We start from the raw sequence: 18,945 nt of genomic DNA, 5'->3' as shown, positions 1-18,945 counted from the left end.
GTACTCAGGACGGAATCGATGGCATCGCGCAGCAGTTTGGCCTGTGCGTGCAAACCTTTGTGCTCCAGCATCAGCGCCGCTGCCAGCAACAGCGCGGTTGGATTAGCCATGTCTTTGCCGGCGATATCCGGTGCAGAACCGTGCACCGCTTCAAAGATGGCGGCACGTTCGCCGATATTCGCACCCGGCGCCATGCCCAAGCCGCCCACCAGACCGGCGATCTGATCGGACAGGATATCGCCGAACAGATTAGTGGAAACAATGACGTCAAACTGCCACGGATTCAATACCAGCTGCATCGCACAGGCATCGACGATGCGATCGTTGAACTCGATCTGATCGGCGTAATGGAGGCCGACCTGCTTCGCCGTTTCCAGGAACAGGCCCGTCAATGCCTTCAGCACATTGGCCTTGTGCACGATGGTGACTTTGTGACGGTTGTTGCGTACCGCATAGTCGAATGCGAACTTGGCAATGCGACGGCTGCCGGCACGCGTATTGATGCCGGTCGCCATTGCAACCGCATGTGCATCGTCGCCGATAGGCACGTAGTGTTCGTGGCCAACGTACAAGCCTTCGAGATTCTCGCGCACCAGCACCAGATCGATTTTCTCGTAACGGCCGCCAGGCACGATGGTGCGCGCAGGACGCACATTCGCATACAACTGGAAAGTTTCGCGCAAACGCACATTGACGGAGCGGAAGCCGCCACCGATAGGCGTGCTCAGCGGGCCTTTCAGCGCGAGACCGGTACGGCTGATGCTGTCCAGCGTCGCTTGCGGCAGCAAATCGCCGCTTTTTTCCAGTGCATTGACACCGGCTTGCTGTGTTTCCCATGCGAATGGATTGCCCAGCGCATCGAACACGCGCACAGCCACATCAACGATTTCAGGGCCGATACCATCGCCGGGAATAAGCGTGACCGGAATTTGTTTCTGCGTGCCAGGGTTAAGCATGTTGTGTCCTATCCATGATCAAGATAATGAGAGCGCGTAAGCTTGAATCAATACGTTTGAGTCAATAAGCTTTGAGTAAAAGCACTTTGTGTAAAAGTCGCAGGACGTAGTTTAACGCAAAAGTCTTATGTCATATATAAGAGTTGGAAATTTTCTGAGCAAATGAATTTTTTGACAAGACTGCAAATCGGCAAACCAAACCCAGATCAAGACAGCGTATTTCCGCCTAGGCTATAGTGATGCAGGCACTTGCTCTGGCGCAGGCAAACAGATGCAAGAGCAACTATTCGGGGAAGAAATTACTGTCGATCCAACAGCGGTTGTCAGCCCTCCTATCAATCACACATAAAAATCCAGGGGCATTACAGATGGAAATCAAAGTAACAAAAGGTGCAGGCAAGCTGCAACACATCGTCGCAGCAGGTCCACACACACTCATTGCCGATGCGCCATCGGCTTTCGGCGGCGACGATGCAGGCTTTGTGCCGCACGATCTGCTGGCAGCTGCACTCGGTGCTTGCACTGCAGTGACGCTGAATATGTATGCCGGCCGCAAGGAAATCCCGCTGGAGAAAGTCGATGTGACGGTCGTCGCCGCCGAACAGGATGGCGTCTATGTATTCAATCGCACGCTGCACTATCACGGCAACCTGAGCGCCGAACAAAAAGACAACTTGAACAAGATCGCCGACAAATGCCCGGTACACAAGGCGCTGTCCGGCGAGATCAAGATCATTACGCAAGCCAACTAAGGCAAACCCAACCAAGTCTGGATAGATCATGGATACCGACCAAAGCGCACTGGAAACCGTTGTCATCCCGCGTACGCGCGACCTCGGCGACAACTTTGAAGTACGGCGTGCCTTGCCGACTGCACAGAAGCGCATGGTCGGTCCTTTCGTCTTTCTCGACCAGATGGGGCCGCATGCATTTGTGGCGGGGCGCGGACTGGATGTGCGGCCGCATCCGCACATCGGTCTCGCCACCGTTACTTATCTGTACGATGGCGAAATCGTGCATCGCGACAGCCTCGGTTCGCTGCAGACTATCCAGCCGGGCGCCGTCAACTGGATGACGGCCGGCAGCGGCATCGTGCATTCTGAACGCACCGGCGCCGCATTGCGCACCAGCGGTTCATCGCTGTACGGTTTGCAATGCTGGGTTGCACTGCCAAAGAAATATGAAGAGATCGCTCCCGCTTTCGAGCACACGGCAGCCGATCAGTTACCGATCATCGAAGGCGATGGCGCATCGGCAAAAATTATTGCCGGCAGTTTCTTCGGCAAAAAATCGCCGGTCGCCACGCTGTCCGATCTGTTTTACGTCGATGTGCAACTGCAAGCGGGTGCAAGACTGGACATACCTGCCGAATATCCGGAACAGGCGATGTATGTCATCGAAGGCCAGCTTGATCTGGGACGCGATGGCATGTTCAACGCCGGCCAGCTGCTGGTGCTGAAGGCAAATACGGCCGTCACATTGCGTGGCGCCGGGCCAGGCATCACCAAGCTGATGCTGCTGGGTGGCGAACCTATGGATGGCTCGCGTTATCTATCGTGGAATTTCGTATCGAGTTCTGTCGAGCGACTGGAGCAGGCCAAGGAAGACTGGCAGCAACGCCGCTTTGCCGACGTACCGGGTGAAACCGAATTCATTCCGATGCCGGACATCCCCGGCAAACCCGTCGGCTATCCCTGAACCGACACCTTACACATCCTTGCCGTCATAGTGATGATGCGGCAGTGTGGAAGTATCTACATTTTCCAGGCAGCGCGTATTGATCGCGGCGATTTCGTTTCCTGACGGGTCCTTGCCGAAGGAAAACGGCTGGCAACCACAGGTCGGGCAAAAGTGATGTGCAATCACCTGCTTGTTGAACTTGTAGACGCTTGCTTCATTTTCGCCCGCAACAAAAGCAAACTTCGCCCGCGGCACAAACCATAGCAAGCTGCCCTTGCGGCTGCACAACGAGCAATTGCATTCGACGACCTGCTTGATTTCGCCTTCCGCTGTAAACGCCAGTCGGCCGCAATGACACGATCCCTTGTATTGCATCATCGTCTCCTTCTCTCTCAATGACATCAAGGCAGCAACACTGCCGCCGTATTTTTACAGCATGTCCGGATCGAAATCGGGCAATGCCGCCTCCAGTTGCGCACTGGAACCCGGCCCCTGCACTTTCGCCAGCGCCAGCGCTTCACTCGCGCGGCGCATCATTTGTTCTGCCGTATCGCCGGCGAAATTGGTCGTCAGGCCGCTGGAGAATGTTACTGCCAAACCCGGTGCAATGTCGTCCCAATTCAGGTCTGCGACTGCTTTCGTCAAACGTGTGATCGCCTTGTCGCTTTGATCCAGCCACGTCGTAGGCAGGATCAGCGCGAATTCATTGTCACCTATGCGGCCAAACGAATCCAGCGTACGGATCAATGCAAGTACCGCCTGCGCCAGATTTTCAAGAATGCGATTGCCCTGCTCGCTGCCATATTGCCGATTCAATGCATGGAACTGATCGATGGCAATCACGGCAAAGGAAAACGGATGGCCGGTGCGCTTGGCGCGATCAAGTTCGGCGTCCAGCTTTTGCATCAGGCCGCGCCGATTCAGTGCGCCCGTCAATTCATCATGTGTGGCAACGGCACTCAGGGTTTCCAGCGCAGCCTGCAAGCCATCGGCTATCGCCGTCATCGTGCTGCCGGCTCTGGCCTGTTCAAGCAGACTGTTCAACTGCATCGTCAGATGACGGATATCCTGCGTGGGACAAGTGCTCACATGCTCTCCGTAAGAATGAAACAGGCGTATGAAAACAGCGACTTTCATTGTCGTAATTATTGTTCTCATTGGCAATGTGCTTCGCATCCGGCCGTGCAAAACGCCGGAATCTGTCGCAAAAATACGCCGTATTTCAGTTCTGGAAAAAAGTAAGGCAGCGCCGGCTCCGGCTGGATGCAGGAAGATGGACGTCATGCATGAGAGAAAAACTGCATGTTCTGCTGCATTATTTATTGCGGCTTGCTGTCCAGCTGTTCGTAGACGGCATGTGCAATGCGCGCCAGCTCACCCTTGTTGATGCCGCCAGACAGTGCATAACCGAACTTGCCATCTATCCAGTAAAACACATTGACCGTGCCTTGCTGTGCAAAGCGGAAGCCGGTGTCCCTGTTCTGCGCCTGATCGGTGGAAACGTACAGGGTCAAACGCTGGCCGCCCGCTTCCTGATACATGAATTGCGCCACCGGGCTGCCGCTCTCGCCCGGCAGCAGGCGGCCGCCCACCAATTCGTAACCCAGCATGCCCAGCTTGGGCGGATGCATATCCGCACCGGTCCGCTTGGACAGCCAGGTAACCAGCTGGTCTTCCTGATCGGCGCCGACTTCAACCGGATGACGCACTTCCGGCGTGTAGACGCCGTGTGCAATTGCAGCCTGTCGTGCGAAACCGGCAAGCACCAGCTGTCCATTCGCATTTTTTGCCGCATCTCCTGCCAGCATGCTTGTTTGTGTGGCTCCGTGCAGCATCCAGCCGCCGGCGCCACTGACGATTGCAATCAGCAAACCCGCCGCATAGCGTGCGAATTGCGTCGAACGATCACGCAGGCCAGCTGCCAGGCGTGACGGCACCGGCTCGTCGAGCACCGGGTTGAACAGCTCGCGCAATGCCTTGTTCTGTTCACGATAAACCTGCACGCGCGCCAACTCCTCCGGCCGTGCGTCCAGATAGGCAGCCACTTCTGCGCTGCGCGCTTCACTCAGCACGCCATCGACATAGGCGTGCAGATCTGCTTCTGTCACCGCAAGCTGATTCATTTGACGACCTTCATTTGACTACCTTCAATGGCAACACGACAGCTCGCCCTTCCATATGTGCGCGCAATTTTTGTCGCGCGCGCGACAGGCGCGACATCACTGTGCCCAGCGGCAAGCCTAGCGTTGCCGCAACCTCTTCATAAGACATTTCTTCCAGCGCCACCAGCAACAGGATTTCCCGCTGCTCGGGCGGCAAAGTCGCCAGGGCGGATTGCAGATCGCGCATTTCCAGGCCATCGGTCTGCGTCGCCCTGCTCGCCGGTACCGGCGTATCGTCATCCAGCACTTCCGTCACGATGCCCGGACGGCGAACCTGATCGATATGCAGGTTGTGCATGATGCCGAACAGCCACGCGCGCATATCGCTGCCACGCTGCCATGAAGACAGCTTTTTCCAGCCGCGTTCGATCGTGTCCTGCACCAGATCGTCGGCGCCCGTGCGATCGCCTATCAGTGCGCGCGCGTAACGACGCAGGCGCGGGATGCACGCGATCAGCCGATCGCGCTCATCCTGCATGACGTGCTCCACGAATGTGCGGCAACAATTGCATAGACGCGAACTTAGTCCTTGACCACGTGCCAGACATCCTTGACGTTATCGCCGTTGCGATCGCCGGCTTTCTTGTCAGCTGCAAACAGGTACAGCGGCTTGCCTTTATAGGCCAATTGCGCCGAGCCGTCGTCGCGCGTCACGGTTGAATACGGTGCAGCCGGTTTGACATCCTTGGCGGAAACTGGCGGCCAGTTAGTTGCGCAAGGACCGTTGCAGGTGCTTTTGCCGCTATCAGCAACGTCCTTGTCGAAGGTGTACACGGTCATGCCGCTGCTGGTGACGAGAATGCCGTCGGCTTTTTTGACAGGGGCCGTCTGCGCGAAGCTGGCGCTGGAAAGAACCAGGGTGGCGATGGCAGAAAACAGAATCAGTGAGCGTTTCATGTTGGAACTCCTTTTCGATAAGGTAAATGAAGCCGGCAAGGCGACAAGAGAAGATTCTCGCCACTCTCACCATGTACGTCCAAAAACACAGCGATGTGCTGATATCGAGGTAAACGATGATGCGACAGATTTATTCCATTGAAACAAAAATATTTATTCACACCGCCTGTTGCCGTGCATGCACACTGCCCGGCAAGACAAACACACTACCACCTGCTGCACCTGCATAAGCTGCAGCACTGCGATTTTCTTCCACGCATGTTTTACGCAAAAACCGGTGCGCGCAACGAAATCACATAGTCTTAACAACTTACGTACTATCCACAAAAATCTTACGTGGTATCCACAATTCTTATTTTTTATCGCGGCGCGAATACGTGATATCCACATGCTGAATATCTTATATTTACAACGTAAACCCTAGCAACTCATTCGCCATTCTCGGATAGTAGCGTCGTTGAATTTAATAAACACGAACCGTGCGTAACAGTTCAGATTGGTTACAAACTTTTCTGACAGATAGTTACGGTTGTAAATGATCGACATGAATCATCCGTTGTTTATTGCAACGAGGGCACGTGTAGTCAGACGTGCATTTTCATACTTGAGAGTTGAGAGAAGGCAAATATGAGTGAAGCCATTAACCGTCCTGCGTCATACCGCTGGACACAATTGATCCTGGGGATCGTCGCCATGGCGATGATCGCAAACTTGCAGTACGGCTGGACATTGTTCGTCGATCCGATTGCTGCCAAGCACGGCTGGAGCCGCGCTGCAATTCAAGTCGCATTCACGATTTTCGTGCTGACCGAAACATGGTTGGTACCTATCGAAGGCTGGTTCGTCGATAAATTCGGTCCACGTCCTGTTGTTATCGTTGGCGGTGTGTTGTGCGGCCTCGGCTGGTTCATCAACTCCTTCGCCGATTCACTGGCTCTGCTGTACCTTGCTGCTGTCATCAGCGGTATCGGCGCAGGCGCTGTGTACGGTACTTGCGTTGGTAACGCGTTGAAATGGTTCCCGGACCGTCGCGGTCTGGCAGCTGGCTTGACCGCTGCCGGCTTCGGTGCCGGTTCCGCTGTCACCATCATTCCTATCTCGGCCATGATCGCTACCCGCGGCTACCAGGATGCATTCCTGTACTTCGGTATCGGCCAAGGCATCATCGTGGTCCTGGTTGCCTTGTTCCTGGCACGTGCTCCTGAGCACAAGAAAGGTGATGCAGTCGCCAACGTTCAACAAACCAAACGCGATTACAAACCATCGGAAGTGTTGCGCGAGCCAGTTTTCTGGATGATGTACCTGATGTTCGTGATGGTTGCAGCTGGTGGCCTGATGGCAACCGCTCAACTGGGTTCGATTGCACGTGACTTCAAAGTGTTCGACGTTCAAGTCAGCATGATGGGCCTCACATTGCCGGCGTTGACATTCGCTCTGGCTATCGACCGCGTATTGAACGGCCTGACCCGTCCATTCTTCGGCTGGGTATCGGATCAAATCGGTCGTGAACCAACCATGTTCATCGCGTTTGCTATCGAAGCAGTTGGTATCCTGGCGCTGTTCCACTACGGCCACAACCCATTCGCATTCGTTATCCTGACCGGTATCGTGTTCTTTGCATGGGGCGAAATCTACTCGCTGTTCCCATCGACCTGCGCCGATACTTTCGGCAGCAAATACGCAACTGCCAACGCCGGCTTGCTGTACACCGCTAAAGGCACCGCTTCCCTGCTGGTTCCACTGTCGGCAGTCTTGGCAAGCGTCAGCGGCGGCTGGTATGCAGTGTTCCTGGTAGCAAGTGGTTTGAATGCAGGCGCTGCCTTGCTGGCATGGTTTGTATTGAAACCTATGCGCGCCAAGCACATGAGCAAACCAGCTGCAGTCGAATCGAAATAATCGATTCCTCCAGCTGCAAATCTTCAGACCGGCTCAGGCCGGTCTTTTTTTGTCCGCATTTTTATCTGCCACCCCCTGCTGTATCCAGTCCATATATGAGCCATCGCGCTCACTTTCTGTGCAAGTTCGGGTAGCATAGCCTGACCTCACCATGCGCGCCGCCCACACGGCCACCCACTCCATGAATTATCCAGAGATTCAACAAAAGACCTTTCTCGGTTTGCTGATCATCTTCTCGCTCGCCTTCATCGGCATCCTGCTGCCGTTTTATGGCGCGGTATTCTGGGCTGCGGTATTGGCCATTCTGTTTTCACCCTTCTACCGCAAGCTGCTGATCAAGATGAATCAGCGCAGCAATCTGGCCGCACTGACAACGCTGGGCATATGCCTGGTTCTCGTCATCATTCCGCTGGTACTGATCTCCATTTCTCTGGTGCATGAAGCATCGGCGCTGTACGCCAACATCCGTTCGGGGCAACTCGATTTCGGCGTATTTTTCCAAAAAGTCATCGCCGCCCTGCCAACATGGGTCGTCAACCAGCTGGAGCGTTTCGGCCTGACCGACATGAGCAGCCTGCAGGCCAAACTATCCAACGCAGCGGTACAAGGCAGCGAGTTCATCACCAAGCAGGCCATCAGCATTGGGCAGAACACATTCAACTTCCTGGTCAGCTTCACCATCATGCTGTACATCCTGTTCTTCCTGCTGCGCGACGGCGACAAGATTGCCACCCGCATCAAACAGGCTGCACCGCTGAACACCGAACATAAACGCCTGCTGTTCAATAATCTGACTACCGCGATCCGCGCCACGGTCAAAGGCAACATCATCGTCGCCGCCGTGCAAGGTGCACTCGGCGGCATTGCCTTCTGGTTCCTCGGTGTACAAGGCGCCTTGCTGTGGGCGGTACTGATGGCCTTCCTTTCTCTGTTGCCGGCAGTGGGTGCCGCATTGATCTGGGTACCGGTGGCGATTTATTTCCTGGTGACGGGTGCAGTCTGGCAAGGTGTGACGCTGATTGCCTTCGGCGTGCTGGTCATCGGCCTGGTCGACAATATCCTGCGCCCTATGCTGGTCGGCAAGGATACCCAGCTGCCGGACTTCGTCGTACTGATTTCCACCGTCGGCGGCATGGCCCTGCTGGGCTTGAACGGTTTCGTGATCGGCCCGGTGATTGCGGCGCTGTTCATATCCTTATGGGAGATATTTTCTTCCGGAAAACAAAAACAGGAAGCGGACAAACTGCACAGGCCGGATTAATTGACGTGTATTTTTCGCACGCAAGCGCATGCCCGGCTTTTCCGGCCCTGGAAACACGTCCTTCTTTTCTTCTGCGACAATTCCATTCATGAACCACATCGAGCCCACCGCAGCAGACACCTTGCTGCATACCGCCTTTTACCAATTCGTCCAGCTGGACGAGGCCGATGCCGTCGTCGCACATTTGCGCGAACTCACGCGCGATTTGCTGGGCAGCATCCTGGTAGCGAACGAAGGCATCAATGGCGTGCTGGCCGGCCAGGCCGCCGCGATTGAAACCTTCGAGCAGGCATTGCGTCACGATCCTTTTTTCCAGGGAAAATTTGCCGATATCGCCTTCAAGCGCAGCGCATGTCATACCGCGCCCTTTGCCCGCATGAAGGTGCACAGAAAATCGGAAATCGTTTATCTCGGCGTCTCGGGAGTGGATGCCATCGGCAAAACCGGCATCGATGTGAGTCCGGCGGAATGGCGCGAGTTGATTGCGCAAGACGATGTGGTCGTCATCGACAATCGCAACAGCTTTGAATTCAAGCTTGGAAAATTCAGGAATGCCGTCGATCCCGGCGTCGATAATTTCCGCGACTTCCCGAAATATATCGAAGAGCATGTGCCGCAATGGCAAGCCGAAGGCAAGCGCGTCGCCATGTATTGCACCGGCGGCATACGCTGCGAAAAAACCAGTGCATGGATGCTGGATATGGGCGTGCCTGTCTATCAGCTCGAAGGCGGCGTGCTTAACTACTTCGAGAAAATGCCGGATGCGGAAAAGGACTGGGAAGGCGAGTGCTTCGTCTTCGACAACCGCATTGCGCTCGATACCAAATTGCAGGAAACCGACACTACGCTGGAAGACGTGTACGGCGGCGTGCCCGAATGGGAATGGCGTTTGCAGCGTGCCAAACGCCTGGACGAAGACGGCGAGTGAACAGGTGAATCACGTTGCCAAACCAGCCAGCAGGAATGGCGTGGGCCCCAGCAGCGTGGCCTTGCCGCCCGGACAGTGGACGCGCATCATCGATTTTCTGACCGAACAATTCCCGGCCATTTCTCACAGCGAATGGGTGGTGCGCATGCAGCGCGGCGATGTGCTGGATGCACACGGCACCGTATTAAGCGTCACCAGCCCTTACCGGCCGCACAGCAAGATTTACTACTACCGCAGCCTGCCGGCCGAACCACGCATTCCCTTCGATGAAGTGGTGTTGTATCAGGACGATTATCTGATCGCCGTCGACAAGCCGCATTTCCTGCCGGTGACGCCGGCCGGCCGCTATCTGCAGGAAACCCTGCTGGTACGACTGAAAAATTCACTCGGCATAGATACGCTGGCGCCCATGCACCGGATAGACCGTGAAACCGCCGGGCTGGTGTTGTTCACGATACAGCCGCACACGCGCAATCTGTACCAAACCCTGTTTCGCGAACGCAGCGTCAGCAAGGAATACGAAGCCATCGCACCGTATCGCGCCGATCTGGCTTTACCGACTACTTATCGCAGCCGCCTGATTGAAGGCGCCGCGTTCATGAAAATGGAAGAGGTCGCGGGCGAGCCGAATGCGGAAACCAGGATAGATCTGATGGAAGTAGAAGGTGCCTTGGCACGTTACAAGCTGGAGCCGGTCAGCGGCCAGAAGCATCAGTTGCGCGCACACATGGCGGCGCTTGGCATACCTATCGTGAACGACCGCATTTACCCGAAGCTGTATCCGGATGAAGGTGCAGAACAGGATTACAGCCAGCCTTTGAAATTGCTGGCGAAGACCATTTCTTTTACCGATCCGATTTCGCGGCAATTGCGTCACTTTGAAAGCCGGCAAAATTTATCGTTTTAAGAAGCGCACTTAAAATTCATTACACTGCGACGAACACATCTACCCAAGGAAATCGATGTCACTAGAAACCATAGGCGGCTTTATTGGCAGTCTGACCCAACCACTCGTACTCTGGATTACAGAAAAACTCGCAGATCGTTTCGGCGGCAAGGAATCAACTCTCAGGCAAGTGGTGATTCAGACTCTGGCATTCGTGCTGCTGCTGATACCCGTTGCGCTGCTCTTCATTTCGCTGATTGGCATGCTCATCTTCAGTTTCCAGATGCTAAGCGCAGGCTTCTGACTCAAAAATTTCACGCGCGCATTACGCTGCGTGACGCAAGACCTTGTCCTTGCTGTCATTTATTTGAATACGGATACGCTCCAGCCAATCCGCATGCGCGTGCCGCGAAGTCCACACAGCCAGATGCAGTTGCGACATATGGAGCGGATCGCTCAGCAGAATATTTTTTTGCGCATCAGCCAATGCAGAAGGCCCGCTCAACAAGGCAGTCTGCACCGACTCTGCGCTGATTTTCTGTGCCGCAGGCGAACGTCGCAGATGCAACTTGCCACTTGCGCAGACAACCGCATTGAAATGCGGCTCGACTACCGCAGCAATGAAATCGGGTGGTGGTGGCGTGGCTTTCACATGCGCAACCGTCGCCAATAGTTCTACCGGCGGTTCTGCTTCCTCCGGAATCAGGAACAGTTTTTTCTTGCGAAAACGCAAACCGTTAACCACCTTGCTGGAATAAATCGAAATCGGAATGGCCACTGCCAGCGAGCCGACGATAGGCAGCAGCCACGGCAGGAAAGTCGGATTCAGCCAGAACACCGCCCCGCCCCAGGCCAGACCCAGCAAGGTATGCAAACCGTGATGGCGAAATGCTTCGCCGGGACTGGTTTCCGCATCTTCGCGCGGCGGCGATTTCCAGCGCAAGGCCCAGCCCATGAAAGCGGCAATCACGAAGTGGGTATGGAACAGCATGCGTACCGGCGCCAGCAGCATCGAGAAAAACATTTCGATCAGAACGCTGAACAGCAAGCGCATGCGGCCACCGAATTGCTGTGCACCCTGGAGGCAAATCAAAACGGCGCTCAGTATTTTCGGCAGGAACAGCAGCGTGGCAGTGGCACTGAAGAGCGCCAATGCTTTTTCCGGATGCCATTGCGGCCAGTTCGGAAACAGCTGCCACGGTTCGGTGAAATAGGTCGGCTCGGTCAGCGTGTGTTGCGCCAGCAACCCGGTGGACAATATCAGGAACAGAAACCACAGCGGCGCCGACAGGTAGGCCATCACGCCGGTTACGAATACGGCGCGATGCACCGCGTGCATGCCGCGCGACAGGAACAGGCGGAAGTTCATCAGATTGCCCTGACACCAGCGGCGGTCGCGCTTCAACTCATCCAGCAGATTCGGCGGCATTTCTTCATAACTGCCATCCAGATCGTAGGCGATCCAGACTTTCCAGCCGGCGCGCCGCATCAGCGCAGCTTCGATGAAATCGTGAGAAAGAATTTCGCCGGCGAACGGCCCCTTGCCCGGCAGCAGCGCAAGTGCGCAATGTTCGATGAAGGGCTGGAGACGAATGATCGCGTTATGTCCCCAATAATGCGATTCGCCGAGCTGCCAGTAATGCAGGCCGGCGGTAAACAAGGGCCCATACACGCGGGTGGAAAACTGCTGGATGCGCGCATACAGCGTATCGCGGCCGGCCGCGCGCGGCGCGGTCTGGATGATGCCGGCATCCGGATTGGCTTCCATCGATTGCACCAGCTTGCTCAGGCAGGCACCGCTCATCACGCTATCCGCATCCAGCACGATCATGTAACGATAGTTGTTGCCCCAGCGGCGGCAAAAATCATCGATATTGCCGCTCTTGCGCCGTACGCGACGCTGCCGGCGCCGATAGAAGATGCGCCCGAAGCCATCCACTGCCTTGCAGAGTGCCGCCCACGCCGCCACTTCCGCCGCACAGGTATTGCTATTGCCGCTATCGCTCAAAATGAAAAAATCAAAACGATCCAGCTGGCCGGTCTTCTGCACCGATTCGTAGGTCGCACGCAAACCGGCGAACACGCGCGCCACATCTTCATTACAGATGGGCATCACAATGGCGGTTCTGGCATCGGCTGCGATCGCACCGTCGGCGACGGCAGTTTTTGAAATCAGATACGGATCCTTGCCGCGCGCCAGCAGGATGAAGCCGGTCATCGCCGTCCAGAAGCCGGCCGAGACCCAGCAGAACAGCAGGGCGAACAGCGCCAGCATCGCGATCTCCAGCCATTCCTTGCCCTGATAGGGCAGCACGCGACTCATGTAATAAGTGGCAAGTGCGGTTTGCCCCAGCATCAGCAACAGCAGCACCAGCCGCCGCATGCCGCCGCGTGCGGCATTGTCTTCCGCCGGCTGCCCGCCGGCATCCCCGGCTTGCGCACGTCCGAACAGCGCCTGGAACCAGCGCGTGACGGGATTCAGTGCGCCCCACGGATGCGGCACCATGGATGCGCGATTGATGGGTGGCGCCACGCGTAATTGCGCAGGGTCTTTTCTCTCGGCCGAATTTTCGCCAGGCACGTCGTCACGTCCGCACCACACTGCTGCCTGCCCAAGCGCCAGTTGCGCACGTGCCGCGACCGAACCATAAGCCGGATTGTCGGCATCGGCATTTTTCTGCGCCAGAATATGATGCAGCCGCGTCATCGCGTCACGCGTAGACAAGGTAGGCGTCTCTGCCAGTTGCGCTTCCATGCCGTCACGTACCGCCGGCGGCAGCGACAGGCGATCCAGATAATGCCGACACGGCAGTGGAATAAGCGGCGCGTCCATCAATCCGCCGGCAGGATGTAACTCCACGTTTCCGATAGAGTTGTGTTGACGGTTTGCAGGAAGCCGCGCAATTCAACCGGCTTCTTGTCATCCACGCGCCTGATCCGCAACGCTGCACGCCAGCCGCCGGTGGCCGGATTCTGCACTACATGCGACTCCAGAATTTCACCGTTGCCGTCGGCCGAGACCCGCACGCCGATTTTTGCATCCTTCGGCAACTTCTTGAATATGGGTCCTTCAAAATCGACGAACAGGGCAATGCTGTCATCCGGCTTGCGCAGATAACCATGTCCGCGCCTGGTCTGCGTGACCCATGACAAGGGCGGCACTTTTTGCATGCCCTTGTGCCACGACAATCGATAGTCGAAGTTGATAGGCACGCCCGGTTTGGGCAACTGATCCGGTACCCAGTAGGAAACGATGTTGTCATTGAATTCGTTGGGCGTCGGTATCTGCACCAGCTCCACGCGGCCGGCACCCCATTTCCCCACCGGCTCCACCCAGGCGCTGGGCCGCGCTTCGTAACGCGCTTCAAGATCTTCATAGTTGGCCTGTTTTTCATCGCGCTGCATCAAACCGAAACCGCTCGGATTGCTCAAGGCATAAGAAGTCACCAGCAAACGCTTGGGATTGACCAGCGGCCGCCATATCCATTCGCCGGTGCCGGATTGAATCGACAAGCCGTCCGAATCGTGCACCTCGGGACGATAGTCTTCCACTGCGGCGCGCTGGTTTTCACCGAAGAAATACATGCTGGTCAAGGGTGCGATGCCGAGCTTGCTGACGTTCTCGCGCAGGTACAACTGCGATTTGACTTCGGTAATCGTTTGCTCGCCGGGCTTCACGATAAAACGATAGGCGCCGGAGACGCGACGGGAATCCAGCAAGGCATAGATCGTCAACTCCTTGCTGTTGGCCGCAGGCCGTGCGATCCAGAATTCCACAAAGCGCGGGAATTCCTCGCCCGAGTTCAACGCCGTATCCACCGCCAGTCCGCGCGCAGATAATCCGTAGATCTGCTCCTTGCCCACTGCACGCAGATAACTGGCGCCGAGAAAGACCACCAGCTCATCCTTGTAGTTCGGTTTGTTGAGCGCGTAGTGCACGCGGAAACCGGAAAACCCCGCGTGCTTCAAATCCTGCGCGCTTAATTTGTTGGCGCCGTAATCGAAAGCACGCGCATCAAAAGGAATCGGTCGCGCGCGATTGCCGGCAATTTCATTGATCCTGACTGCGCTGTCAAATTGCCGTCCCTGATGGAAGAAAGTCAGCTCGAACGGCAATTTGGCGCTACGCCAGTAAGCGCTGTCGCGTTTATAACGGATGTCGCGATATTGATCGTAGTCCAGATTCTCCAGACCTTTGGAAATATTCTTTTGCGGTTCCTTGTAGGACGTTGCCGCAAGTTGCCTCGCCTTCTTTGCGACATCGTTGAAGTCGAAGGCCAGCGCAGGTACACAGGGAATAAAAGAAAGGGCCAGCAACAAAATACCTGACTGCACCCGCGTGAACATAAAGAAATTCTGCAACATATTTTCCAACCTATACAAACCTGGCAACTACAAATACCGAACCGGCTTCGCCTGAGAAACGAAAACGGTTGCTGAGATGACCGGCGTCACAATGCCATCCGGAACGAGAATGATTTTTCGGGGAATAGCGTCATCCCGACGCGAAACGTCTGTTTCTATTGGATGCGCCTGTCTAGCCAATGGGATTGCATGCTGTCAATAAAGTTCCGCTATTGAGCACGCTTCCGCATATTCCAGCGAGATTTCCTGAATGCACATTGCGTGCCATCGAATGCCAGGCGCTGCATGGAGCGCTATCGCTACAAAAAAGAGAGGCTTATTTTTTGATCTGCCGGTGAACTATCATGGCCTCGAATATTCATACAACCGCATCGGTGCAATGTGCACTCAGGCCTGCCACACGCCATATCCGGCTTCGCGCAAGCCTATGCCGAGCTCCACTTCCATCTCGCACGCAGCCTGATACGGCATCGGGTTGTACATTGCATACAGTTCCGGCAGCAGGCGCAGACCGAATTGCTGTACGTATTTATTGCTCTGGATACCTGCCTTGTGCTTGTCGAAACGCAGATCCGGATCAAGCCCTGTCATGCCGACGTACACGCACGGCTTACCGCGAATGTAATCGGGATTGGATTTTCTGAAACGCGGTTCGTACAGTACATCGGGCGACAGCTCGACGACGTAGACATGGTGATGATGGCGACGCGACATGGGGATTCTGCATAAAACGCAAACGTGCCGTCAGCATAGCATCGCCCTTCATCGCAGCGGCAATCATTGAAAGCGCGCGCACTATCGGTACAATCTGCACAGATGCCGCATAATCCGCGCCGCCGTCCATCGGGCAGAAAGCAAATCGCAATGAAAGAAAACTATCTACAGCAGGCCTGGTCGCTGACCAGGGAAGCCGTGCAGGCATGGGTCAATGATTTTGCACCCAGCATGGGCGCCGCGCTGGCCTACTACACGATTTTTTCTCTGGCGCCGATGCTGATCATCGTGATTGCAATTGCCGGTTTCTTCTTTGGACAAACCACGGCGCAGGGCGAAATCATCCTGCAATTGCGCGACATGGTGGGCGATACCGGCGCTGCTGCAGTGGAAGGCTTGCTGAAATCCGTCAGCAAGCCGGGCCAGGGCATCATCGCCGCCACGCTCGGCATCCTGACGCTGATGATAGGAGCGACTGCGGTATTTGGCGAATTGCAAAGCGCACTGGACCGGATCTGGAAAGTGCCGCCTGAAACCAAGAGCGGCCTCTGGAAAATGCTGCGCAAGCGCCTGCTGTCCTTTGGCATGGTGATGGGGCTGGGCTTCATGCTGCTGGTATCGCTGATCCTGAGCGCCGCACTGGCCGCGCTCGGCAAATGGTGGGGCGATGTATTGGGCACCTGGAACATCGTGCTGCAGGTGCTGAATCTCGCCGTATCGTTTGGCGTCGTGACCGCCTTGTTCGCACTGATTTACAAATTCATGCCGCGCGCAACCATACCGTGGCGCGACGTCTGGGTCGGCGCGGTGGTGACTGCCTTGCTGTTCACGCTGGGGAAATTCCTGATCGGCCTGTATCTGGGCAAAACCAATATGGCATCCGGTTTCGGCGCTGCCGGTTCACTGGTCATTCTATTGGCCTGGATTTATTATTCGGCGCAGATTTTTCTTCTGGGCGCTGAATTTACCTGGGTCTTTTCGCAAAGGCGCCTGGCCCGCATCGCTGCAGAAAGCTCACCCGCACTCTCCAGCGCGGAATAAAATCGCCGTCCCGCGAAACAGGCCGCACAGTGATGCGGTCCGTTTTTATTTTTTGGCAAGCAGATCGCCAGCGCAACATTCATACAGGTAACGATGAGCGACATGCAAAATCCGCCGCAAGCTACACGTTCAGACCGCATTGATGCACTGCGCGGCATTGCCGTGTTCGGCATCCTGCTGGTGAACGTATGGTCATTTATCTGGGGCTTCGAGAGTTTGCGCTACGGCGTGCTGCCGGTTACTGCTTCTATCTTCGATGTACTGTCAGTCGCCTTTGTCGCCTTCTTCGCCGAGCAAAAGTTTTATCCGATATTCGCCTTTCTGTTCGGCGCCGGCTTCGTGCTGCTGACGCGCTCGCTCAAACGCAGGCTGGGCCGCTGGAGCGACGCCGAACGCCTGTACCGGCGCCGTCTGAAATGGCTGCTCGCCTGCGGCATCGTGCATGGCACGCTGATCTGGTTCGGCGACATCCTCACTGTGTATGCGATCGCCGGCTTCTGGGTACTCTCGGGCCTGGCCGGTGCGCGTCTGCACAAAGTACGCAGCAATCTGCGCGTCTGGAGCATCGTCTTTATCGTGCTGCTGCTGACGAATTTCATCTTGAGCGTGCAAATGATCAAGGCCGGCGGTCTGTATGAGCAGGCGAAAAATACCGTGGCTGCCGTCGAAGCCGGGCGTCTCATTTATACGCAAGGCAATCTGTTCACCATCGCCATCCAGCGCATAGGCGATTACCTGTCGGTGACCACGCAATCGCTGTTCATCCTGCCGCATATTGCCGTGCTGTTTTTGCTCGGCGCGATGGCGGTACGGCGCGGCTGGCTGACGCAACCGTGGCGGCACCGGATCTTTTGGCGGCGGGTGCAATGGACAGGTTTTGCGATCGGCATTCCCTTCAATCTGGCATGGGCCACGATGGTGCTGGCGGAAGCCATCGATCCGCTGCATCCTTCGGCTTACGCTTTTCTGCTTTACGCATGGCTGCCGATAGGCGGCTCCTGCCTGGCGGCAGCCTATGTGGCGACGGTCATGCTGGCCGGTCAAAATGTCGGGCGCTGGCTGGAATACTGCTTCGCGCCGGTCGGCAAGATGGCCTTGACGCTGTATCTGATGCAATCACTGCTATGCGCGATATTGATACAAGGTTTTGGTTTAGGCCTGGGCGCAACATGGCCGCCTGCTGGATGGCTGGGTATCGCGTTTGCCATCATGCTGCTGCAACTGGCATTCAGCCGCTGGTGGCTGGCGCGACATGCGCAAGGGCCGCTGGAAATGCTGATGCGTCGTTATATAAACAAAGAGCTCCACAAAGAGTTCAATAAAGACGCAACGACTCTCTAGCTCAATCTCTACACTGCATCGTTCAGATGGCAGGCGGAAAAATGCTGCGGTGCGACTTCCTTCAGCAACGGTTGCTCGACGCTGCAACGCGGCATCGCATGCGGACAACGCGGATGGAAATGGCAGCCGGTTGGCGGATGCAGCGGCGATGGAATCTCGCCCTTGACCGCATAGAAGTCTATCTTCTTCACTTCCAGCTTCGGTGCCGACGCCAGCAAGGCAACGGTATACGGATGATTCGGCCGCGCAAATAATTCTGCCGTCGGCGACGACTCAACGATGCGCCCCAGATACATGATGAGTACACGATCCGATACATGGCGCACCACGCCGAGATCGTGACTGATGAACAGATAGGTCAGGTTCAGTTCATCGCGCAGCTTGATGAACAGATTCAGCACCTGCGCCTGTATCGACACATCAAGTGCCGCCACCGCCTCATCGCAAACCAGCAGTTCCGGCTTGACCGCCAGCGCGCGTGCAATGCCGATACGCGCACGCTGGCCGCCGGAAAACTGATGCGGGAAACGACGTGCCAGTGCCGGATCGAGTCCTACCGTTTGCAACAGCCGGGCGACATAGTCGGTTTGCTCGGAAGCGGGAATCATGCTGTGCGCCACCGGCGCTTCACCGATCACATCCTGTATCCGCATGCGCGGATTCAGCGATGCATACGGATCCTGAAAAATCATTTGCATGCCGAGTTGCTGCTGTCGCCTTTCTGCCGCGCTCGTTGCTGCGAGGTCGATGCCTTTCCACCAACGCGTGCCGGACGACAGCGTATGCAAGCCGACCGCCATGCGGCCCAGCGTCGATTT

General features: G+C 56.1%; 19 protein-coding genes. 9 read left to right on the top strand and 10 right to left on the bottom strand.

Annotated elements, in window-relative coordinates; all coding sequences use genetic code 11:
* The coding region (locus tag ABWP27_RS07600; protein WP_353155347.1) for an isocitrate/isopropylmalate dehydrogenase family protein at positions 1-956 on the bottom strand (956 nt) is incomplete at its 3' end.
* A gap of 368 nt (positions 957-1,324) precedes the next feature.
* Here ABWP27_RS07600 and ABWP27_RS07595 point away from each other — a divergent pair.
* Together ABWP27_RS07595 and ABWP27_RS07590 are read left to right on the top strand one after the other, a co-directional pair.
* Complete coding sequence (locus ABWP27_RS07595; protein WP_353155345.1) at positions 1,325-1,708, top strand: OsmC family protein; 384 nt, start codon at positions 1,325-1,327, stop codon at positions 1,706-1,708.
* A gap of 28 nt (positions 1,709-1,736) precedes the next feature.
* Positions 1,737-2,654: a pirin family protein gene (locus ABWP27_RS07590; RefSeq protein ID WP_353155344.1), complete on the top strand. Its 918-nt coding sequence runs from the start codon at positions 1,737-1,739 to the stop codon at positions 2,652-2,654.
* A gap of 9 nt (positions 2,655-2,663) precedes the next feature.
* Here ABWP27_RS07590 and ABWP27_RS07585 read toward each other — a convergent pair whose 3' ends face one another.
* The 5 genes from ABWP27_RS07585 to ABWP27_RS07565 form a co-directional block, all read right to left on the bottom strand.
* Positions 2,664-3,011 (bottom strand): GFA family protein, encoded by a 348-nt coding sequence (locus ABWP27_RS07585; protein WP_353155342.1) that lies wholly within the window; start codon positions 3,009-3,011, stop codon positions 2,664-2,666.
* A gap of 54 nt (positions 3,012-3,065) precedes the next feature.
* Complete coding sequence (locus ABWP27_RS07580; RefSeq protein WP_353155340.1) at positions 3,066-3,725, bottom strand: GGDEF domain-containing protein; 660 nt, start codon at positions 3,723-3,725, stop codon at positions 3,066-3,068.
* A gap of 230 nt (positions 3,726-3,955) precedes the next feature.
* Positions 3,956-4,759, bottom strand: coding sequence for an anti-sigma factor family protein (locus tag ABWP27_RS07575; RefSeq protein ID WP_353155339.1), 804 nt, complete (start codon positions 4,757-4,759; stop codon positions 3,956-3,958).
* A gap of 10 nt (positions 4,760-4,769) precedes the next feature.
* Positions 4,770-5,276 (bottom strand): RNA polymerase sigma factor, encoded by a 507-nt coding sequence (locus tag ABWP27_RS07570; protein WP_353155337.1) that lies wholly within the window; start codon positions 5,274-5,276, stop codon positions 4,770-4,772.
* A gap of 44 nt (positions 5,277-5,320) precedes the next feature.
* Positions 5,321-5,695 carry a COG4315 family predicted lipoprotein gene (locus ABWP27_RS07565; protein ID WP_353155335.1) on the bottom strand — a complete coding sequence of 125 codons (375 nt, stop codon included), beginning with the start codon at positions 5,693-5,695 and terminating at the stop codon, positions 5,321-5,323.
* 627 nt (positions 5,696-6,322) lie between these two features.
* On the opposite strand from ABWP27_RS07565, the gene oxlT reads away from it, so the two are divergent.
* From oxlT to ABWP27_RS07540, 5 genes are all read left to right on the top strand, one after another.
* A complete protein-coding gene (gene oxlT / locus ABWP27_RS07560; RefSeq protein WP_353155333.1) occupies positions 6,323-7,591 on the top strand; it encodes an oxalate/formate MFS antiporter in 1,269 nt (422 codons plus the stop codon).
* A gap of 181 nt (positions 7,592-7,772) precedes the next feature.
* Positions 7,773-8,852, top strand: a complete 1,080-nt coding sequence (locus tag ABWP27_RS07555; protein WP_353155332.1) for an AI-2E family transporter — start codon at positions 7,773-7,775, stop codon at positions 8,850-8,852.
* A gap of 88 nt (positions 8,853-8,940) precedes the next feature.
* Positions 8,941-9,780 carry an oxygen-dependent tRNA uridine(34) hydroxylase TrhO gene (gene trhO / locus ABWP27_RS07550; protein WP_353155330.1) on the top strand — a complete coding sequence of 280 codons (840 nt, stop codon included), beginning with the start codon at positions 8,941-8,943 and terminating at the stop codon, positions 9,778-9,780.
* Positions 9,749-10,687: a pseudouridine synthase gene (locus ABWP27_RS07545; protein ID WP_353155329.1), complete on the top strand. Its 939-nt coding sequence runs from the start codon at positions 9,749-9,751 to the stop codon at positions 10,685-10,687. The genes trhO and ABWP27_RS07545 overlap by 32 nt, the downstream gene beginning before the upstream one ends.
* 55 nt (positions 10,688-10,742) lie before the next feature.
* Complete coding sequence (locus ABWP27_RS07540; protein ID WP_353155327.1) at positions 10,743-10,970, top strand: hypothetical protein; 228 nt, start codon at positions 10,743-10,745, stop codon at positions 10,968-10,970.
* Between the two features lie 21 nt (positions 10,971-10,991).
* Here the strand turns inward: ABWP27_RS07540 and mdoH are convergent, their stop codons facing one another.
* From mdoH to ABWP27_RS07525, 3 genes are all read right to left on the bottom strand, one after another.
* Positions 10,992-13,499 (bottom strand): glucans biosynthesis glucosyltransferase MdoH, encoded by a 2,508-nt coding sequence (mdoH, locus tag ABWP27_RS07535; protein ID WP_353155348.1) that lies wholly within the window; start codon positions 13,497-13,499, stop codon positions 10,992-10,994.
* Entirely contained in the window at positions 13,499-15,031 is a 1,533-nt protein-coding gene (locus tag ABWP27_RS07530; RefSeq protein ID WP_353155325.1) for a glucan biosynthesis protein G, read from the bottom strand. The genes mdoH and ABWP27_RS07530 overlap by 1 nt, the downstream gene beginning before the upstream one ends.
* A 387-nt stretch (positions 15,032-15,418) precedes the next feature.
* Positions 15,419-15,745, bottom strand: a complete 327-nt coding sequence (locus ABWP27_RS07525; protein WP_353155323.1) for a hypothetical protein — start codon at positions 15,743-15,745, stop codon at positions 15,419-15,421.
* Between the two features lie 150 nt (positions 15,746-15,895).
* Between ABWP27_RS07525 and ABWP27_RS07520 the strand changes: the two genes are divergently transcribed.
* Both ABWP27_RS07520 and ABWP27_RS07515 read left to right on the top strand, forming a co-directional pair.
* Entirely contained in the window at positions 15,896-16,786 is an 891-nt protein-coding gene (locus ABWP27_RS07520; RefSeq protein ID WP_353155321.1) for a YihY/virulence factor BrkB family protein, read from the top strand.
* A gap of 93 nt (positions 16,787-16,879) precedes the next feature.
* Complete coding sequence (locus ABWP27_RS07515; RefSeq protein WP_353155320.1) at positions 16,880-18,127, top strand: DUF418 domain-containing protein; 1,248 nt, start codon at positions 16,880-16,882, stop codon at positions 18,125-18,127.
* 8 nt (positions 18,128-18,135) lie between these two features.
* On the opposite strand, the gene ABWP27_RS07510 is transcribed toward ABWP27_RS07515, so the two are convergent.
* On the bottom strand, positions 18,136-18,945 hold an 810-nt coding region (locus tag ABWP27_RS07510), incomplete at its 5' end, for an ABC transporter ATP-binding protein (protein ID WP_353155318.1).

The sequence above is a fragment of the Herminiimonas fonticola genome, assembly GCF_040395855.1.
GTDB lineage: Bacteria > Pseudomonadota > Gammaproteobacteria > Burkholderiales > Burkholderiaceae_D > Oxalicibacterium > Oxalicibacterium fonticola_A.
Note: the sequence above shows the minus strand (reverse complement) of the source record. Positions and strands in the feature narration are given on the sequence as shown.

Bases quoted from the DNA above. Each gene is read 5' to 3' on its own strand.
- ABWP27_RS07595 (WP_353155345.1), top strand. From the start codon at position 1,325: ATGGAAATCAAAGTAACAAAAGGTGCAGGCAAGCTGCAACACATCGTC.
- ABWP27_RS07590 (WP_353155344.1), top strand. From the start codon at position 1,737: ATGGATACCGACCAAAGCGCACTGGAAACCGTTGTCATCCCGCGTACG.
- ABWP27_RS07585 (WP_353155342.1), bottom strand. From the start codon at position 3,011: ATGCAATACAAGGGATCGTGTCATTGCGGCCGACTGGCGTTTACAGCG.
- ABWP27_RS07575 (WP_353155339.1), bottom strand. From the start codon at position 4,759: ATGAATCAGCTTGCGGTGACAGAAGCAGATCTGCACGCCTATGTCGAT.
- ABWP27_RS07570 (WP_353155337.1), bottom strand. From the start codon at position 5,276: ATGCAGGATGAGCGCGATCGGCTGATCGCGTGCATCCCGCGCCTGCGT.
- ABWP27_RS07565 (WP_353155335.1), bottom strand. From the start codon at position 5,695: ATGAAACGCTCACTGATTCTGTTTTCTGCCATCGCCACCCTGGTTCTT.
- oxlT (WP_353155333.1), top strand. From the start codon at position 6,323: ATGAGTGAAGCCATTAACCGTCCTGCGTCATACCGCTGGACACAATTG.
- ABWP27_RS07555 (WP_353155332.1), top strand. From the start codon at position 7,773: ATGAATTATCCAGAGATTCAACAAAAGACCTTTCTCGGTTTGCTGATC.
- trhO (WP_353155330.1), top strand. From the start codon at position 8,941: ATGAACCACATCGAGCCCACCGCAGCAGACACCTTGCTGCATACCGCC.
- ABWP27_RS07540 (WP_353155327.1), top strand. From the start codon at position 10,743: ATGTCACTAGAAACCATAGGCGGCTTTATTGGCAGTCTGACCCAACCA.
- mdoH (WP_353155348.1), bottom strand. From the start codon at position 13,499: ATGGACGCGCCGCTTATTCCACTGCCGTGTCGGCATTATCTGGATCGC.
- ABWP27_RS07530 (WP_353155325.1), bottom strand. From the start codon at position 15,031: ATGTTGCAGAATTTCTTTATGTTCACGCGGGTGCAGTCAGGTATTTTG.
- ABWP27_RS07525 (WP_353155323.1), bottom strand. From the start codon at position 15,745: ATGTCGCGTCGCCATCATCACCATGTCTACGTCGTCGAGCTGTCGCCC.
- ABWP27_RS07520 (WP_353155321.1), top strand. From the start codon at position 15,896: ATGAAAGAAAACTATCTACAGCAGGCCTGGTCGCTGACCAGGGAAGCC.
- ABWP27_RS07515 (WP_353155320.1), top strand. From the start codon at position 16,880: ATGAGCGACATGCAAAATCCGCCGCAAGCTACACGTTCAGACCGCATT.